The organism is Pseudomonas sp. KH_024_B2 (assembly GCF_057839965.1).
Genome location: NZ_CM174502.1, coordinates 850,809 through 866,607, shown reverse-complemented (window position 1 = coordinate 866,607; position 15,799 = coordinate 850,809). Strand labels below are relative to the sequence as shown.

Here is a 15,799-nt window from a genome sequence, read left to right as displayed (position 1 = left end):
CCTATTTCAAAGGCGGCTGGATAAATCGTCCAGAGCCGCGCGCAAATCCGTGAACTGAAAAGTGAAACCTGCCGCCAGCAAACGCGCCGGCGTGGCCCGCTGCCCGCCCAGCAGCAACAATGACAACTCGCCAAGGCCTACCCGTAAAACGAGGGTCGGCACCGGCAGTATCGCCGGTCGCTGCAATACACTGCCAAGGGTCTTGACGAACTCGCGATTGCGCACCGGCTTCGGCGCACAGGCATTATAAGGACCGCTTGCGTCATTCTGATTCAGAAGAAAATCAATCAGGGCGATTTGATCGTTGATATGAACCCACGGCATCCACTGCCGACCACTGCCGATCGGCCCGCCCAGCCCGAGCTTGAATGGCAATAACAGGCGCGACAAAAAGCCGCCGTCGGCAGACAACACCAACCCGGTGCGGATCAGTACCACCCGAATGCCCATGACCCCGGCCCGTTGCGCGGTCTCTTCCCAGGCAATGCACAACTGGCTGGCGAAGTCTTCACTGACCGGAGGTGAATCCTCGGTCAACTCGCGCTCACCACCATCGCCGTACCAGCCCACTGCCGAACCGGAAATCAGCACTCGAGGCTTCTGCTCGCGGCTTTCCAGCCACGCGAGCAAGGTTTCGGTCAGGTTGATCCGGCTACTCCAGAGCAACGCCTTGCGCTTGTGGGTCCAGAGCCGATCGACAATCGGTGCGCCGGCAAGGTTGATCACCGCGTCGACCGGCTCCGGACCAATCTCCTCGAGCCGACTGACTCCACGCACCTGGGCACCGCAGAGTTTGGCCACCTTGTCGGGTCGACGACTCCACACGGTCAAGCGATGGCCTTGGGTCAACCAGTGTCGGCAGAGTTGACGTCCTATCAAACCAGTACCGCCGGTCAGCAATATGTGCATGACTTCATCCTCGCGTGGCGTTTTACCCGGATCACTAGTCTATTTTTATAAGCAGGGAACTTTTGAATCAGGCAGGCTCTGTGATTAACAATAGGCCAACCTGTCAGATCGAGAATGCTAAAAGTTATACCAAAAAACAAGATTGTACAGGTTTGAACGACGGCGTAGTCTGTACAGAAAGGTAAAACGAGGCCCCTATGACTGTACCTATCGCAATCATCGGCACCGGCATCGCCGGACTCTCAGCTGCCCAGGCACTTCGCGATACCGGGTATGAAGTGCAGCTTTTCGATAAAAGCCGTGGCAGCGGCGGACGAATGTCGAGCAAGCGCAGTGACGCTGGCGCGCTGGACATGGGTGCGCAGTATTTCACTGCCCGCGACCGCCGTTTCGTCACCGAAGTCCAGCGCTGGCAAGCCAAGGGCTGGGTCGCCGAATGGACGCCGCAACTCTATAACTTCCACGGCGGCCAGCTCACCCTTTCGCCCGATGAACAGACCCGCTGGGTGGGTACGCCGCGCATGAGCGCGATCACCCGCGCGCTGATCGGCGATATGGAAGTGCATTTCGCCTGCCGTATCACCGAGGTCTACCGCGGCGAGCAGCATTGGCACCTGCAGGATGCCGAAGGGTTCACCCACGGCCCTTTCAGTCATGTGGTGATTGCCACTCCAGCCCCTCAGGCCACCGCCCTGCTGGCTGCCGCGCCGAAACTCGCCGGTGCCGCTGCCGGAGTGAAGATGGAGCCGACCTGGGCTGTCGCCCTGGCATTCGAAACACCGCTGGATACCCCGATGGAAGGCTGTTTCGTGCAGGACAGCCCGCTCGACTGGCTGGCTCGCAACCGCAGCAAGCCGGGGCGCGACACTGCGCTGGACACTTGGGTATTGCACGCTACCAGCACCTGGAGCAGGCAACATATCGACCTGTCCAAGGAACAGGTGATCGAACAACTGCACGGCGCTTTCGCCGAGCTACTGCACAGCGCCATGCCTGCACCGACCTTCAGCCTTGCCCACCGCTGGCTCTATGCTCGTCCAGCCAGCGCTCATGAGTGGGGCGTGCTGGCCGATGCCGATCTGGGTCTGTATGTGTGTGGTGACTGGTGCCTTTCCGGGCGTGTCGAAGGGGCCTGGCTCAGCGGTCAGGAAGCTGCCCGCCGCTTGCACCAACACCTGCAATGAGCCGTATCGAGTTGCTGCTGTCGAGATGGACAGCAGCCCGCCGCGACTGCCTCCACCAAACCCTCACAAATACCTATACAAAAAAATTGACTTGTACACCCTTGGCTCTATGATCAATTCCAGCCGTACCGAATAAAAAACCTGTAGAGGTATAGATCAGAGGTTACCCCGATGCCCGGCGACGTTGCTGCGACCAGACCGAAAATCGCTGTCAGCGCGTGCCTGATGGGCGCCGAAGTCCGTTACAACGGCGGGCATAAACAATCTCACCTGTGCAGCCATACCCTCGCGGATTATTTCGACTTCATCCCGGTTTGCCCGGAAGTCGCCATCGGTTTGGGTATTCCACGTGAGCCCATCCACCTGACAGGTGATCCTCGGCAACCCCACGCCGTCGGCACGGTTCATCGCGACATCGATGTCACCCAACCACTGGCTGATTACGGTCAGAAAATGGCGGCCGAGCTGAATGACATCTGTGGCTACATCTTCATGCAGAGATCACCCTCCTGCGGCCTGGAACGGGTCAAGGTCTATCAGGACAACGGCATGCCGATCAATGGTGGTGGTCGCGGCATTTACGCCCAGGCGTTCTGCGCCTTGCATCCTGATTTACCCGTGGAGGAAGACGGTCGGCTCAACGACCCGGTTCTGCGGGAAAATTTTCTGACCCGGGTTTTTACCTATGCTGCCTGGCAGCAACTACTGCAAGAAGGCTTGAGCCGCCGTGGCCTGACCGGGTTTCACTCGCGCCATAAGTATCTGCTCATGGCCCATAACCCGGTGCAATACCAAACCCTGGGCAGCCTGCTTGGCAGCATGGGCAAATCCGACCCCAATCAGCTCGGTCCGCGCTATTTCAGCGAGCTGATGGCGGCGCTGAAAAAATGCGCCACCCGTCGCACCCACACCAATGTTCTGCAGCACCTCAGCGGATACTTCAAACAAGCCATCAGTGCTGAAGACAAGCGGGAAATGCAGCAGATCATTAGCCAGTACCTCCACGGCATCGTGCCGCTGGTGGTGCCCTTGACGCTGCTCAAGCACCACCTGCGCCAACATCCCGATCCGTATCTTGCGCAGCAGGTCTATCTGCAACCGCACCCGGAAAATCTCAGCCTGCGCAATGCGATTTAAACCATGACCAAACCCGACACAACAGCCAACGTCGATCCTGGCGCCGACTACCAACAGGCGCTGGAAGAAGGCTGGCTGCCGATTCGCGAAGTCGCCCGCCAGACCGGTGTCAACGCGGTCACCTTGCGGGCCTGGGAGCGTCGTTATGGCTTGATCGTGCCCCAGCGCACGCCCAAGGGTCATCGGCTGTTCTCGGCCGAGCATGTACAGCGCATTCTGACGATTCTGACCTGGCTCAACCGCGGGGTTGCCGTCAGCCAGATCAAGCAACTGCTCGACACCCCACAGGCCTTCGCCCAGCCCGCCGAAAACGACTGGCACGCCCTGCGTCAGCGTCTGATGCACGCCATTAGCCAGTTGGCCGAACGCCAGGTCGACGACACCTTCAACCAGGCCATGTCGCTCTATCCGCCGCGAACCTTGTGCGAACGACTCTTGATGCCGTTGTTGGCTGAACTTGAACAGCGTTGGCAGGGACAATTCGGTACACAGATGGAGCGGGTATTTTTCTATTCCTGGCTGCGCAGCAAGTTCGGCGCGAGGATCTACCACAACAACCGCCAATTGCGTGGCGCGCCACTGCTGCTGATCAACCACTCGAACCTGCCGCTGGAGCCCCATCTGTGGCTCACCGCCTGGTTGGTGAGCAGCACCGATTGTCCCGTGGAAGTCTTCGACGGGCCGCTGCCCGCCGGTGAACTGGCCCTGGCAGTCGATCATCTGCAAGCCCGTGGCGTATTGCTGTATTCGAGCAACACGATAAATTTGAGCCAACTGACGAAACTTCTTAACGGCGTCAGTTGCCCAAAAATAATTGCCGGACCAACGGTGTGCATCCACCACGCCGAGTTGTCGGTCAGAACGTCGCAAATGGCTGATTTATCCCTGGCCGAAGATCCTTTGTCGGCTCACCAGGGACTGGTTCAGCGTGGACTTATTTAATGCTCTTCCCGGGACAACCATGCAATTGATCTGGCTGCGCAGCGACCTGCGCCTACATGACAACACCGCCCTCTCAGCCGCCGCAGAGCGCGGCCCGATGGTGGCCGTGTACGTGCTGAGCCCGGAGCAATGGCTGGCCCACGACGATGCAGCCTGCAAGGTGGACTTCTGGCTGCGCAATCTGCGCGAGCTGAGCAAAGCCTTGGGCGACCTGAATATCCCCTTGCTGATCCGCCACGCCGCCACCTGGGAACAGGCGCCGCAGGTATTGCTCGAGTTATGCCAGCAATTGCACGTCCAGGCGCTGCATGTGAACGAGGAATACGGCATCCATGAAACCCGTCGTGATGCCGCAGTGGCTCGTGCGGTAGCCGCCCATGGCATCACCTTTCACAGCTACCTCGATCAATTGCTGTTCAAGCCCGGCAGCGTGCTGAGCAAAACCGGCACCTGGTTCCAGGTCTTCAGCCAGTTTCGAAAAGTGTGCTACGCCCGCCTCCACGGCGCCTTGCCGCGACTGATCGCAGCGCCCAAAACCCAGTTGCCAATGAGCATCATCAGCGACCCGGTGCCGTCGCAGGTCAATGGTTTCACAACACCCAGCGAGACGTTGCGCGGGTTCTGGCCCGCCGGTGAGTCCGAAGCACGGCGCCGTCTGGAGAGCTTTGTCGACCAGCGGATCGACGACTACAAAAACCAACGGGACTTTCCGGCCCGGCCTGGCACCAGTCAATTGTCCGCGTACCTGACGGCGGGGGTGATTTCGCCACGACAGTGCTTGCACGCAGCCTTGCAATGCAATCAGGGTGAATTTGAAAGCGGCAACGTCGGCGCCATCACCTGGATCAACGAGCTGCTGTGGCGCGAGTTCTACAAACATATTCTGGTGGGCTACCCAAGGGTTTCCCGGCACCGCGCCTTTCGCCCGGAAACCGAAGCCCTGGCCTGGCGCAATGCCCCCGAAGAGCTCGCGGCCTGGCAGCAGGCCCGGACCGGCTTGCCGATCATCGACGCGGCCATGCGCCAATTGTTGGAAACCGGCTGGATGCACAATCGCCTGCGGATGGTCGTGGCGATGTTCCTGACCAAGAACCTGCTGATCGACTGGCGTGAAGGCGAGCGCTTCTTCATGCGCCACTTGATCGATGGCGACCTTGCAGCGAACAACGGCGGTTGGCAATGGAGCTCGTCCACCGGCACCGATTCGGCCCCCTATTTCCGCATCTTCAATCCGCTGAGTCAGTCGCAGAAGTTCGACGCTGAAGGGCTATTCATCAAGCACTGGCTCCCGGAACTGGCTACTTTGAACAAAAAAGCCCTGCACAACCCGGCTAGCATGGGCGGGTTGTTCGACGTGACCGGCTATCCACAGCCGATGGTGAATCTTAGTCTGTCTCGTGAACGGGCACTGGCTGCGTTCAAGAGCCTACGCTTGCGACAAGATGTCGGAGGTGGGTATGAGTGATGTTAAAAGGAGCAGGGGATGAGTCGTACACCTCCACGTCGTATCTGGCTAACCGGAGCCAGTAGCGGAATCGGTACCGCGCTGGCCGAAGAGCTGCTCAAGTCCGGTGTACAGCTTGCCCTTAGCGCACGGGCGGTCGCACCGTTGGAAGAGCTGTCCGCCCGCTATCCAGGGCAAGTGTTGCTGGTGCCCGCCGATCTCACCAACAGCCAGCAAGTGCGGGAGATCGGCGAACGCATCACAGAGCAATGGGGCTCGCTCGACAGCGTGATCCTCAACGCCGGCACCTGTGAGTATGTCGATGCCAGGCAGTTCGACGCGTCGATCATCGAACATGTAATACGCACCAATCTGCTCGCCAGCCATTACTGCATCGAAGCCGCACTCCCCCTGCTGCGCGCCGGAAACCAACCGCATCTGGTGGGCATCGCCAGCTCGGTGACCTATCTGGCGCTGCCGCGAGCCGAAGCCTGTGGCACTTCCAAAGCCGGCTTGCGCTATCTGTTCGAGTCCCAGCGCATCGATTTGGCACCCGAAGGCATCGACGTCACAGTGGTCAGCCCTGGCTTCGTCGACACCCCACTGACCGAAAAAAGCCGCTTCCCCATACCGGCGACCTGGCCGGCGGACAAAGCCGCACGGCATATCCTGGCGAACATCCAGGATCGCCCTCCGGAAGTCGCTTTTCCAGCCTTGTTCATGGCCGAGTTCTGGCCACTTTCGACGCTTCCCCACCAGACGACAGCCGCGATCGATGAGCCCACGCTCCGAAACGGACCGCCAACCAAGAGCGAGCCGTGAATATCGCCATTATCGGCAATGGGGGCTCGACCGCTGCTCGGCATTTCGCACAAATACCGGCGCGCTGCCTTACACTGCGCGTCTATGACCAACATTCCCCTCATCGAAATTGCCGAACCGGCGATCACCTGCTCCACGTGCGCGGCCTGCTGCTGCCAATTGGAAGTCATGCTGATCACTGACACTGGCGTGCCTGAACGTTTTATCGACACTGACGATTGGGGTGGGGAAGTCATGCTGCGTCTGGATGACGGCTGGTGCGCCGCGCTGGATCGCAACAGCATGATGTGCACCATCTACGAGAAACGCCCACTGATCTGTCGGGAGTTCGAGATGGGTGAAGCGGATTGCATCAACGAACGCCAAGGGATTGCTACGGCGTATCGTTGAACGCCAGCACAAGGCTGGCGCAGTTCATTGTGGCGAGGGAGCTTGCTCCCGCTCGGCTGCGAAGCAGTCGTAAAACCGGTACCTGCGTTCTCCCTGACACAAAGCGATTACCGATTTTGGGGCCGCTTCGCGACCCAGCGGGAGCAAGCTCCCTCGCCACAGAAAGCTCCTAGCCAATCCTGCAAAATCTACAACGGCATCGTGTAATGCAGCGCGTAGCTCTCTACCCCGTCATTGGGATTGGTGAGACCGGCGTTGGAATAATGAGTCGCGCGAATACCGACCTCATGCCCACCGGCAAAGCGCAGGCCTAAACCAACGCGGTCTTCGAACTGGAACGCCGATCCCAGGTTATTGTTTTCGACTTCGGTGTTGGCAAACACCGCCAAACCTACCCCAAGCTCGACATAAGGCTTGACCGTTTCACCGGAAAACTCATAAACCAGCACCGGCGAGAACGACAGGCTGTGGTTGGCGGAAGTCTTGTCTCCTTCCCAGTAGGTGTAGGCCCCGCTCCAATAGCCGGTCAGGCGACCTATATCACTCTGTAGCCAGCTCTTGTCCCAATCGAATTGCATACCCAGACGGTAGGTCATGGTCGATTCGCCGGTCTGGCCGACCGCGAACTCCACTCCGGCAGCCTGTGCCGAAAAACTTTGCCCCAACATTGCAGCCGCAATCGCAGCCAAACAGAACAGTCGTTTCATTAGAAACATCCTTTTTCGAACGTTTTCGTATTGTTTTGTATTACTCAACAGACTAGCTATAGAACTGGGCGCAGACGTAAAAACTTCGGTCTTTATTGGTTTTTTTACTTGGGGAAGCTTCGCACAACGCCTGACTCATTCCATAGCAGCGGCAGAATATCTCTGAGGTGCTCAGGACTGGCACTGGTCCAGAATTGCGCTTCGCGGGCCGGGCCTTGCGTGAGTAATTCACGCTCGGCGAGCAGGCGCTGAAGTTGCCGGGCCACGGCGGCGCCGGTATCGATCAGGCTGATATCGTCCGCGAGCATCTGCTTGAGCAATGGCTTGAGAAAGGGATAGTGGGTGCAGCCGAGGATAATCGTGTCGCAACCCGCCGCCAACAAGGGCTCAAGGTAGCCGTGCAGCAACTGGCGCAGCGCAGGACTGTGCAGATCACCCGCTTCAATCCGCTCCACCAGCCCGGGGCAAGGTTGAGTAATAACCCGCACATCAGCGGCGAAACGATCGAGCAACGCGGCGAACTTGGCGCTCTGCAAAGTGCCGGTGGTTGCCAGCACACCGACCACACCACTGCGGGTCGCTGCCGCCGCCGGCTTGACCGCTGGCTCCATGCCGACGATGGGCCAGTCCGGGTAATCGCGACGCAAGTCCGCAACACCGGCGACCGTTGCCGTGTTGCAAGCCAGCACCAACGCTTTGGCGCCCTGTTGCGCGAAGAATTCAGCCATCACGCTGCAGCGCTGGCGAATGAACTCCGGGGTTTTCTCGCCGTAGGGAATATTGCCGCAATCGCCGACGTACAGCAGCGACTCATTGGGCAGCAGGCGCTGGATTTCACCCAACACCGACAGACCGCCGACACCGGAGTCAAACACGCCAATCGGCGCTTCACGCATGTTTTGGCCCACAGACACTGCACCCCGGATCACGTTTGACCCGAAGTTCGCGAAAGCGCGTACCCAAGGCATCGATCAACAGCAAGCGACCCACCAGCGGTTCACCAAAGCCAACCAGCAATTTCAACGCCTCGAGGGCTTGCAGGCTACCAACCAGCCCCACCAGCGGACCGAGCACGCCGGCTTCGCTGCAGGTCAGTTCGGCTTCGCTGCCGTGCCCATATAAGCAGTGGTAGCAAGGGCTCTCGGGCCGACGCGGATCAAACACCGAAAGTTGCCCTTCAAGACGAATCGCCGCACCGCTGACCAAGGGTTTGCCCGCCGCCACGCAGGCCGCATTGACGGCCTCGCGGGTCGAGAAATTATCGGAGCAATCGAGCACCAGATCGACCGCAGCGACGGCGTCCGCCAGTGAGTCTTCGTCCAGGGCTGCGCGATGGGCCATCAGCTGGATCTCGGGATTGATTGCCGTCAGACGACGAATCGCCGAGTCGACCTTGCTCAGGCCAACGCTGTCGGTGTCATGAATGATTTGCCGTTGCAGATTGGTCAGATCGACCGTGTCGAAGTCCGCCAGATGCAGCTCACCCACTCCCGCCGCCGCCAGGTACAAGGCCACCGGCGCACCGAGACCGCCAAGGCCGACGATCAATATGCGGCTGTTTTTCAGGCGCAGCTGGCCGTCGATGTCGACGTGCTGCAACAGAATCTGCCGGCTATAGCGCAACAGCTCCTGATCATTCAGCACGGTAGACGCCCCAGACTGATACGTTCGTGACCGCCCAGGTCTTTACGACTGTGCACTTCTTCAAAGCCCTGAGTCAGCAGCAAATCACGCACTGCCAGCGCCTGATCGTAACCATGTTCAAGCATCAACCAGCCGCCCGCCTCAAGGTGCCTGGGGGCCTGGGCGATGATCAGACGCAGATCGTCGAGCCCGTCCACGCCCGCCACCAGCGCACTGGCCGGCTCGAAACGCACATCGCCGGCCACCAGATGCGGATCGGCATCGGCAATGTACGGCGGGTTACTGATAATCAGCTGAAAACGATGATCTTCCAGCGCGCTGAACCAATGGCTGCTCATGACCGTCGCGTTGTTCAGGTGCAGACGCTGACGGTTGCGCTCGGCCAGAGCGACGGCTTCCAGCACCCGGTCTACCGCCGTGACGTGCCAGGCCGGACGCTCGCTGGCCAGGGCCAGGGCAATCGCGCCGCTGCCGGTGCCCAGATCGAGCACCAAGGCCGGTGTGGCCGGCAACAGTTCCAGAGCGGCTTCGACCAGCAGTTCAGTGTCCGGACGCGGAATCAGCGTATGCGGTGCGACTTCCAGGTCCAGCTTCCAGAACCCCTGTTGACCGAGGATGTAAGCCACCGGCTCGCCGCAGCGACGGCGCTGCAAATACCCGGCAAAGGTCAGCGCGGCTTCGCTGCTGACAATCCGTTCTGGCCAGGTGTGCAGAAAACTGCGGGACTTGCCCAGCGCAGCCGCCAGCAACAACTCGGCATCCAGACGCGCCGTGGGCGAGTCAGGCAGTTCGGCAGCGCGCAACAAGCTGGCAATAATCGTCATTTACTCACCTATCGCTGCCAGTTGATCGGCCTGATATTCGGCCAGCAACGGCTCGATCACCGCATCGACGCCGCCCGCGAGGATTTCATCGAGGGAATACAGGGTCAGGTTGACCCGATGATCGGTAACCCGACCCTGGGCGAAGTTGTAGGTGCGGATCCGCTCGGAGCGATCACCCGAACCCACCAGCAACTTACGCTCGCTGGCGATGGCATTGGCCGCGGCGCTGGTCTGCTGGTCGTTCAACTTGGCCGACAGCCAGGACATGGCCCGCGCGCGGTTCTTGTGCTGGGAACGTTCTTCCTGACACTCGACCACAATCCCCGAAGGAAGGTGAGTGATGCGGATCGCCGAGTCGGTCTTGTTGACGTGCTGACCCCCGGCACCGGAGGAGCGATAGGTGTCGACCCGCAGATCCGCCGGGTTGATCTCGATGGCTTCCTGTTCATCCGGCTCAGGCAACACTGCGACGGTACAAGCGGAAGTGTGGATACGGCCCTGGGATTCAGTCGCCGGGACGCGCTGTACGCGGTGAGCGCCGGATTCGAATTTCAGCTTGCCATAGACGTTGTCGCCTTCGACCCGGGCGATGACTTCTTTATAGCCGCCGTGCTCGCCCTCGTTCTCCGAGAGAATTTCCACCCGCCAGCCGCGTCGCTCGGCGTAGCGCGAATACATACGGAACAGGTCGCCGGAGAAAATTGCCGCTTCGTCACCACCGGTGCCGGCACGAATCTCAAGGAACACGTTGCGCCCGTCGTTGGGATCCTTGGGCAGCAACATGCGTTGCAGATCGCCTTCGAGCTCGATCAGCCGCTCTTTGGCTTCGCGGACTTCCTCTACGGCCATTTCGCGCATGTCCGGATCGCTGTCCTTGAGCAGCGCCTGGGCACCTTCCAGGTCGCCCTGAACCTTGAGCAGCTGTTTATAGGTGGTGACAATCGGTTCAACTTCCGCGTATTCCTTGGAATAGGTGCGGAACTTGTTCTGATCGGAAATGACTTCACCATCGCCAAGCAAGGCGGTCAGTTCCTCGAAACGGTCCTGGAGGATGTCCAGCTTATTGAGAAGTGACGCTTTCATTACGGTTTTTTATCCGAAAAGCTATCCGATGAGCCCTCACCGAGGGCAAAAAGTTCCTGGGCCATGGCCAGCGCATCGAGGCGACCTTCGGCGGACAGCTTTTTCAACTGTACGCTCGGTGCATGCAACAATTTGTTGGTCAGGCCGCGGGCCAGTTGCACCAGCACATCTTCGGCGCTGCTGCCATTGGCGAGCATGCGCTGGGCCTTGAGCAGCTCTTCATCGCGCAGGCGTTCGCTTTGCTGACGGTAGGCCTTGAGCACATCCACTGCCGCCAGTTCACGCAAACGCACCATGAAATCGTCGGCGCCGATGGACACCATCTCTTCGGCCGCTTGTGCGGCGCCCTGACGACTTTTGAGATTTTCGGCGACCACTTCGTGGAGATCGTCGACGCTATAGAGGTAAACGTCGTCCAACTCACCTACTTCCGGCTCGATATCGCGCGGTACAGCGATGTCGACCATGAAAATCGGTTTATGCTTGCGCAGCTTCAATGCGCTCTCGACCGCGCCCTTGCCAAGAATCGGCAACTGGCTGGCGGTGGAACTGATGACGATATCGCTGCGAACCAGTTCTGCCGGGATGTCCGAGAGCAGTACCGCGTGGGCGCCAAACTGTTCGGCCAGAATACTCGCGCGTTCCAGGGTACGGTTGGCGACCACGATACGCTTGACGCCAAGCTCATGCAGATGTCGGGCAACCAGCGTGATGGTTTCACCGGCGCCGATCAACAGGGCCTGGCTGCGTTGCAAGTCGCTGAAAATCTGTTTCGCCAGGCTAACGGCGGCGAAAGCCACCGATACCGGGTTTTCGCCGATGGCGGTGTCGGTACGCACCTGTTTGGCGGCATTGAACGTGGCCTGGAACAAACGCCCGAGCAGCGGCCCGATGGTGCCGGCCTCGCGAGCCACGGCATAGGCCGACTTCATCTGACCGAGAATCTGCGGCTCGCCCAGCACCAGTGAATCCAGCCCGGAAGCGACACGCATCATGTGACGAACGGCCGCATCGTCTTCATGCACATAAGCACTGGCACGCAGCTCATCGAGGCTCAAATGATGATAATCGGCCAGCCAACGCAGCACAGTCTCGGACGAAAGGTGATCCTGCTCTATATACAGTTCACTGCGATTGCAGGTGGAGAGGATCGCAGCTTCGCGGCTGTCGGTGAGGCGGCAGAGCTGCTGCAAGGCCTCAACCAACTGCTCAGGGGTAAAGGCCACGCGCTCGCGGACGTCTACTGAAGCAGTCTTGTGGTTAATACCGAGTGCAAGGAAGGCCATTCAAGGTCGCTGATGATGTCGAGAAGCCGACAATTGTCCTACTTCGCCAGATCCAGAACAACCATTGCCTGTCTTTAATCCCCGTAGCCGCTGCCGGAGGCTGCGATTCGCGCGCAGCGCGATCAGGTTCCTGAAAACGCTGAAACATGAATTGCCTGGCCCGGTTATGTTTGGCCGAAGGCTTGTGTCATGATGATCCGACCGCAGGTTAGTCGTCTTCTTCCTATATGAATAGATCCTCCGCGTTGTTCCTCGCTTTTGTCTTCCTGAGCGGCTGTCAGGCCTTGGCCCCCGTATCACCGGACGGTACGCCGCCGGTCGAAGGCAGCACTGCGGCCCCTGAAAAGCCCAAGGTTTACAGCTCGTTCAGCGAAGACACGGTCTTCAGCCTGTTGAGCGCGGAACTGGCTGGCCAGCGCAATCGTTACGACATTGCCCTGGACAACTACGTGACCCAGGCCATCAATACTCAGGATCCGGGGATCTCCGAACGGGCCTTCCGCATCGCCGAATACCTGGGCGCCGATCAGGCAGCGCTGGACACCTCGCTGATCTGGGCGAAAAACGCCCCGGACGATCTGGAGGCACAACGTGCCGCGGCCGTTCAATTGGCGCGCAGCGGGCGCTATGACGACTCCATGGTCTATATGGAGAAGGTCCTGCAAGGCAAAGGCGACACCCATTTCGATTTTCTGGCCCTGTCTGCCGCCGATACCGATCAAGACACCCGCAACGGCCTGATGCAAAGTTTTGACCGTTTGTTGCACAAACACCCGCACAACGGCCAGTTGATCTTCGGCAAAGCGTTGTTGATGCAACAAAACGGTGACGCCGAGGCCGCACTGACCCTCCTCGAGCAAAATCCACCGGAAGAAGGCGAAATAGCCCCGCTGTTGCTCCGCGCCCGCTTGCTGCAAAGCTTGAATCGCAGCAAGGAAGCCTTGCCGCTGCTGGAAAAAAGCATCCGCAAATACCCGGACGACAAACGCCTGCGCCTGACTTACGCACGCATGCTGGTCGAACAGGACCGCATGGACGACGCCAAAGTCGAGTTCTCCAGCCTGGTTCAGCAATATCCGGAAGATGACGATTTACGTTACTCCCTGGCACTGGTCTGCCTGGAAGCCAAGGCCTGGGAAGAGGCCAAAGGCTATCTGGAAGACCTCATCGCCCGGGAAAGCCACGTCGATTCGGCGCACCTGAACCTGGGCCGCATCGCCGAAGAACGCAACGACCCGCAAGGCGCACTGATCGAGTACGCCCAGGTCGGCCCGGGCAATGACTACCTCCCGGCACAGCTGCGCCAGGCCGATATTCTGATCAGCAACGGTCGCACCAGCGAAGCCGAAAACCGTTTGGCCAACGCCCGCGAAGCGCAACCCGACTACGCGATCCAGCTCTACCTGATCGAGGTCGAGACCTTGTCTGCCAACAAGCAGGGCGATCGCGCCTGGAAGGTACTGCAGCAAGCCTTGCAGCAGTACCCGGATGATCTGAACCTGCTGTATACCCGCGCCATGCAGGCGGAAAAGCGCAATGACCTGGCGCAGATGGAAAAAGACCTGCGCCTGATCATCAAGCGCGACCCGGACAATGCCATGGCATTGAACGCCCTCGGCTACACTCTGTCCGACCGCACCACACGCTACGCCGAAGCCAAAGCACTGATCGAACAGGCGCATCAGCTCAATCCGGAAGATCCGGCGGTACTCGACAGCCTCGGCTGGGTGAACTTCCGCCTGGGCAACCTCGATGAAGCAGAACGCCTGCTGCGTCAGGCCCTCGAGCGCTTCCCCGACCAGGAAGTCGCCGCTCACCTGGGCGAAGTCCTGTGGGTCAACGGCAAACAACGCGAAGCCAAACAAATCTGGAGCAAGTTCCTCAAGGAACAGCCCGACAGCCCTATCCTGCGCAGCACTATCAAGCGCCTGACCGGATCCGAGACCCTTTAAGATTATGTTTTTGCGCCACGTTATCGTTTTCAGCTTTATCGCCCTGCTCGCCGGTTGCGCGGGCTTCGGCGCCCGTGAATCCGTCGGGGGTCGCGGCAATTCCGCGCAATGGCGCGAGCACAAACTGCAACTGAGCAGCCTCGATGGCTGGCAGATCAGCGGCAAGGTCGGTATTCGCGCCCCGAAAGACTCGGGCAGCGGCACCTTGTTCTGGCTGCAGCGCCAGGATTACTACGACATCCGCCTGTCCGGTCCGCTGGGTCGCGGTGCGGCACGCCTGACCGGTCGCCCGGGCAAGGTCTCGCTGGAAGTCGCCAACCAGGGACGCTATGAAGCCCGTACGCCAGAAGCGCTGCTCGAAGAACAGCTGGGCTGGAAGCTGCCGGTCTCGCATCTGGTCTGGTGGGTCCGCGGCCTTCCTGCGCCCGACAGCAAAAGTCGCCTGAACCTGGATGCCGACAGCCGCCTGGCGAACCTCGAACAGGATGGCTGGCAGGTCGAATATTTGAGCTATGCCTTACAGAGCGGCTTCTGGCTGCCAGAACGGATCAAGCTGCACGGCCGCGACCTCGACGTCACGCTGGTGATCAAGGACTGGCAACCGCGCAAGCTGGGGCTCTGACATGACGGCTCAACGCTTGACCCTGCCGGCTCCGGCGAAACTCAACCTGATGCTGCATATCCTCGGCCGCCGTGAAGACGGCTACCACGAATTGCAGACGCTGTTTCAGTTTCTCGATTACGCCGACGAACTGACTTTTGCCGTCCGCGATGACGGCGTCATTCGATTGCATACCGAATTTCCCGGTGTCCCTCACGACAGCAATCTGATCGTCAAGGCCGCGAAAAAACTTCAGGAGCAATCCGGCTCGACGCTGGGCATTGATATCTGGATCGAAAAAATCCTGCCCATGGGTGGCGGCATCGGTGGTGGCAGTTCAAATGCGGCGACCACCCTGCTCGGTCTCAATCACCTCTGGCAATTGGCTTGGGATGAAGATCGACTAGCTGCCTTGGGCCTGACACTGGGGGCGGACGTCCCGGTTTTCGTCCGCGGACACGCGGCTTTTGCTGAAGGCGTCGGAGAAAAACTCACCCCTGTAGACCCCGAAGAGCCGTGGTATCTCGTGCTGGTGCCGCAAGTATCTGTAAGTACAGCAGAAATTTTTTCAGATCCACTGTTGACACGTAACTCTCCTCCCATTAAAGTGCGCCCCGTTCCCAAGGGAAACAGTCGAAATGACTGCTTACCGGTGGTAGCAAGGCGTTATCCAGATGTACGTAACGCATTGAATTTGTTAGGTAAATATACCGAAGCAAAACTCACCGGAACTGGAAGTTGTGTGTTTGGGGGCTTCCCAAACAAAGCTGAAGCTGATAAAGTCTCGGCCCTTCTTACAGAGACCCTTACAGGGTTTGTAGCAAAGGGAAGCAACATTTCGATGTTGCATCGCAAGCTTCAAAGTCTGCTCTAA

General features: G+C 59.4%; 16 protein-coding genes. 9 read left to right on the top strand and 7 right to left on the bottom strand.

Annotated elements, in window-relative coordinates:
- Nucleotides 1-6: 6 nt before the first annotated feature.
- Nucleotides 7-909, bottom strand: coding sequence for a TIGR01777 family oxidoreductase (locus tag AC3I0A_RS04020; protein ID WP_489376349.1), 903 nt, complete (start codon nucleotides 907-909; stop codon nucleotides 7-9).
- A 197-nt stretch (nucleotides 910-1,106) separates the two neighbouring features.
- Here AC3I0A_RS04020 and AC3I0A_RS04015 point away from each other — a divergent pair, with 197 nt between their 5' ends.
- The 6 genes from AC3I0A_RS04015 to AC3I0A_RS03990 all read left to right on the top strand — a co-directional run bounded on the left by AC3I0A_RS04015 (nucleotide 1,107) and on the right by AC3I0A_RS03990 (nucleotide 6,828).
- Nucleotides 1,107-2,093, top strand: a complete 987-nt coding sequence (locus AC3I0A_RS04015; RefSeq protein ID WP_489376348.1) for an NAD(P)/FAD-dependent oxidoreductase — start codon at nucleotides 1,107-1,109, stop codon at nucleotides 2,091-2,093.
- 171 nt (nucleotides 2,094-2,264) lie between these two features.
- A complete protein-coding gene (locus AC3I0A_RS04010) occupies nucleotides 2,265-3,230 on the top strand; it encodes a YbgA family protein (protein ID WP_489376347.1) in 966 nt (321 codons plus the stop codon).
- A 3-nt stretch (nucleotides 3,231-3,233) separates the two neighbouring features.
- Complete coding sequence (locus AC3I0A_RS04005; RefSeq protein ID WP_489376346.1) at nucleotides 3,234-4,172, top strand: MerR family transcriptional regulator; 939 nt, start codon at nucleotides 3,234-3,236, stop codon at nucleotides 4,170-4,172.
- Nucleotides 4,173-4,191: 19 nt separating this feature from the next.
- Nucleotides 4,192-5,637 carry a deoxyribodipyrimidine photo-lyase gene (gene phrB / locus AC3I0A_RS04000; protein ID WP_489376345.1) on the top strand — a complete coding sequence of 482 codons (1,446 nt, stop codon included), beginning with the start codon at nucleotides 4,192-4,194 and terminating at the stop codon, nucleotides 5,635-5,637.
- 18 nt (nucleotides 5,638-5,655) lie between these two features.
- The gene (locus AC3I0A_RS03995) at nucleotides 5,656-6,438 is read left to right on the top strand and encodes an SDR family NAD(P)-dependent oxidoreductase (RefSeq protein WP_489376344.1); all 783 of its coding nucleotides are present in this window, start codon (nucleotides 5,656-5,658) and stop codon (nucleotides 6,436-6,438) included.
- Between the two features lie 84 nt (nucleotides 6,439-6,522).
- Nucleotides 6,523-6,828: a YkgJ family cysteine cluster protein gene (locus AC3I0A_RS03990; protein ID WP_489376343.1), complete on the top strand. Its 306-nt coding sequence runs from the start codon at nucleotides 6,523-6,525 to the stop codon at nucleotides 6,826-6,828.
- A gap of 188 nt (nucleotides 6,829-7,016) precedes the next feature.
- Here AC3I0A_RS03990 and AC3I0A_RS03985 read toward each other — a convergent pair whose 3' ends face one another.
- The 6 genes from AC3I0A_RS03985 to hemA form a co-directional block, all read right to left on the bottom strand.
- Nucleotides 7,017-7,535 (bottom strand): acyloxyacyl hydrolase, encoded by a 519-nt coding sequence (locus AC3I0A_RS03985; protein WP_489376342.1) that lies wholly within the window; start codon nucleotides 7,533-7,535, stop codon nucleotides 7,017-7,019.
- Between the two features lie 104 nt (nucleotides 7,536-7,639).
- Nucleotides 7,640-8,431, bottom strand: a complete 792-nt coding sequence (murI, locus tag AC3I0A_RS03980; protein ID WP_489376341.1) for a glutamate racemase — start codon at nucleotides 8,429-8,431, stop codon at nucleotides 7,640-7,642.
- On the bottom strand, nucleotides 8,424-9,179 hold the full coding sequence (locus AC3I0A_RS03975; RefSeq protein WP_489376340.1) for a molybdopterin-synthase adenylyltransferase MoeB: 756 nt from the start codon (nucleotides 9,177-9,179) through the stop codon (nucleotides 8,424-8,426). The genes murI and AC3I0A_RS03975 overlap by 8 nt, the downstream gene beginning before the upstream one ends.
- Nucleotides 9,173-10,003 (bottom strand): peptide chain release factor N(5)-glutamine methyltransferase, encoded by an 831-nt coding sequence (prmC, locus tag AC3I0A_RS03970; RefSeq protein WP_489376339.1) that lies wholly within the window; start codon nucleotides 10,001-10,003, stop codon nucleotides 9,173-9,175. The genes AC3I0A_RS03975 and prmC overlap by 7 nt, the downstream gene beginning before the upstream one ends.
- A complete protein-coding gene (gene prfA, locus AC3I0A_RS03965) occupies nucleotides 10,004-11,086 on the bottom strand; it encodes a peptide chain release factor 1 (RefSeq protein ID WP_489376338.1) in 1,083 nt (360 codons plus the stop codon). It lies immediately after the preceding gene.
- On the bottom strand, nucleotides 11,086-12,372 hold the full coding sequence (hemA, locus tag AC3I0A_RS03960) for a glutamyl-tRNA reductase (RefSeq protein ID WP_489376337.1): 1,287 nt from the start codon (nucleotides 12,370-12,372) through the stop codon (nucleotides 11,086-11,088). Before hemA ends, prfA begins: the two co-directional genes overlap by 1 nt.
- A 227-nt stretch (nucleotides 12,373-12,599) precedes the next feature.
- Between hemA and AC3I0A_RS03955 the strand changes: the two genes are divergently transcribed.
- Genes AC3I0A_RS03955 through ispE form a run of 3 tightly spaced genes read left to right on the top strand, consistent with a single transcriptional unit; the run spans nucleotide 12,600 to nucleotide 15,799 of the window.
- Nucleotides 12,600-14,324 carry a tetratricopeptide repeat protein gene (locus AC3I0A_RS03955; protein ID WP_489376336.1) on the top strand — a complete coding sequence of 575 codons (1,725 nt, stop codon included), beginning with the start codon at nucleotides 12,600-12,602 and terminating at the stop codon, nucleotides 14,322-14,324.
- 4 nt (nucleotides 14,325-14,328) lie between these two features.
- Complete coding sequence (gene lolB, locus AC3I0A_RS03950; protein WP_489376335.1) at nucleotides 14,329-14,946, top strand: lipoprotein insertase outer membrane protein LolB; 618 nt, start codon at nucleotides 14,329-14,331, stop codon at nucleotides 14,944-14,946.
- A 1-nt stretch (nucleotide 14,947) separates the two neighbouring features.
- The gene (gene ispE, locus AC3I0A_RS03945) at nucleotides 14,948-15,799 is read left to right on the top strand and encodes a 4-(cytidine 5'-diphospho)-2-C-methyl-D-erythritol kinase (protein ID WP_489376334.1); all 852 of its coding nucleotides are present in this window, start codon (nucleotides 14,948-14,950) and stop codon (nucleotides 15,797-15,799) included.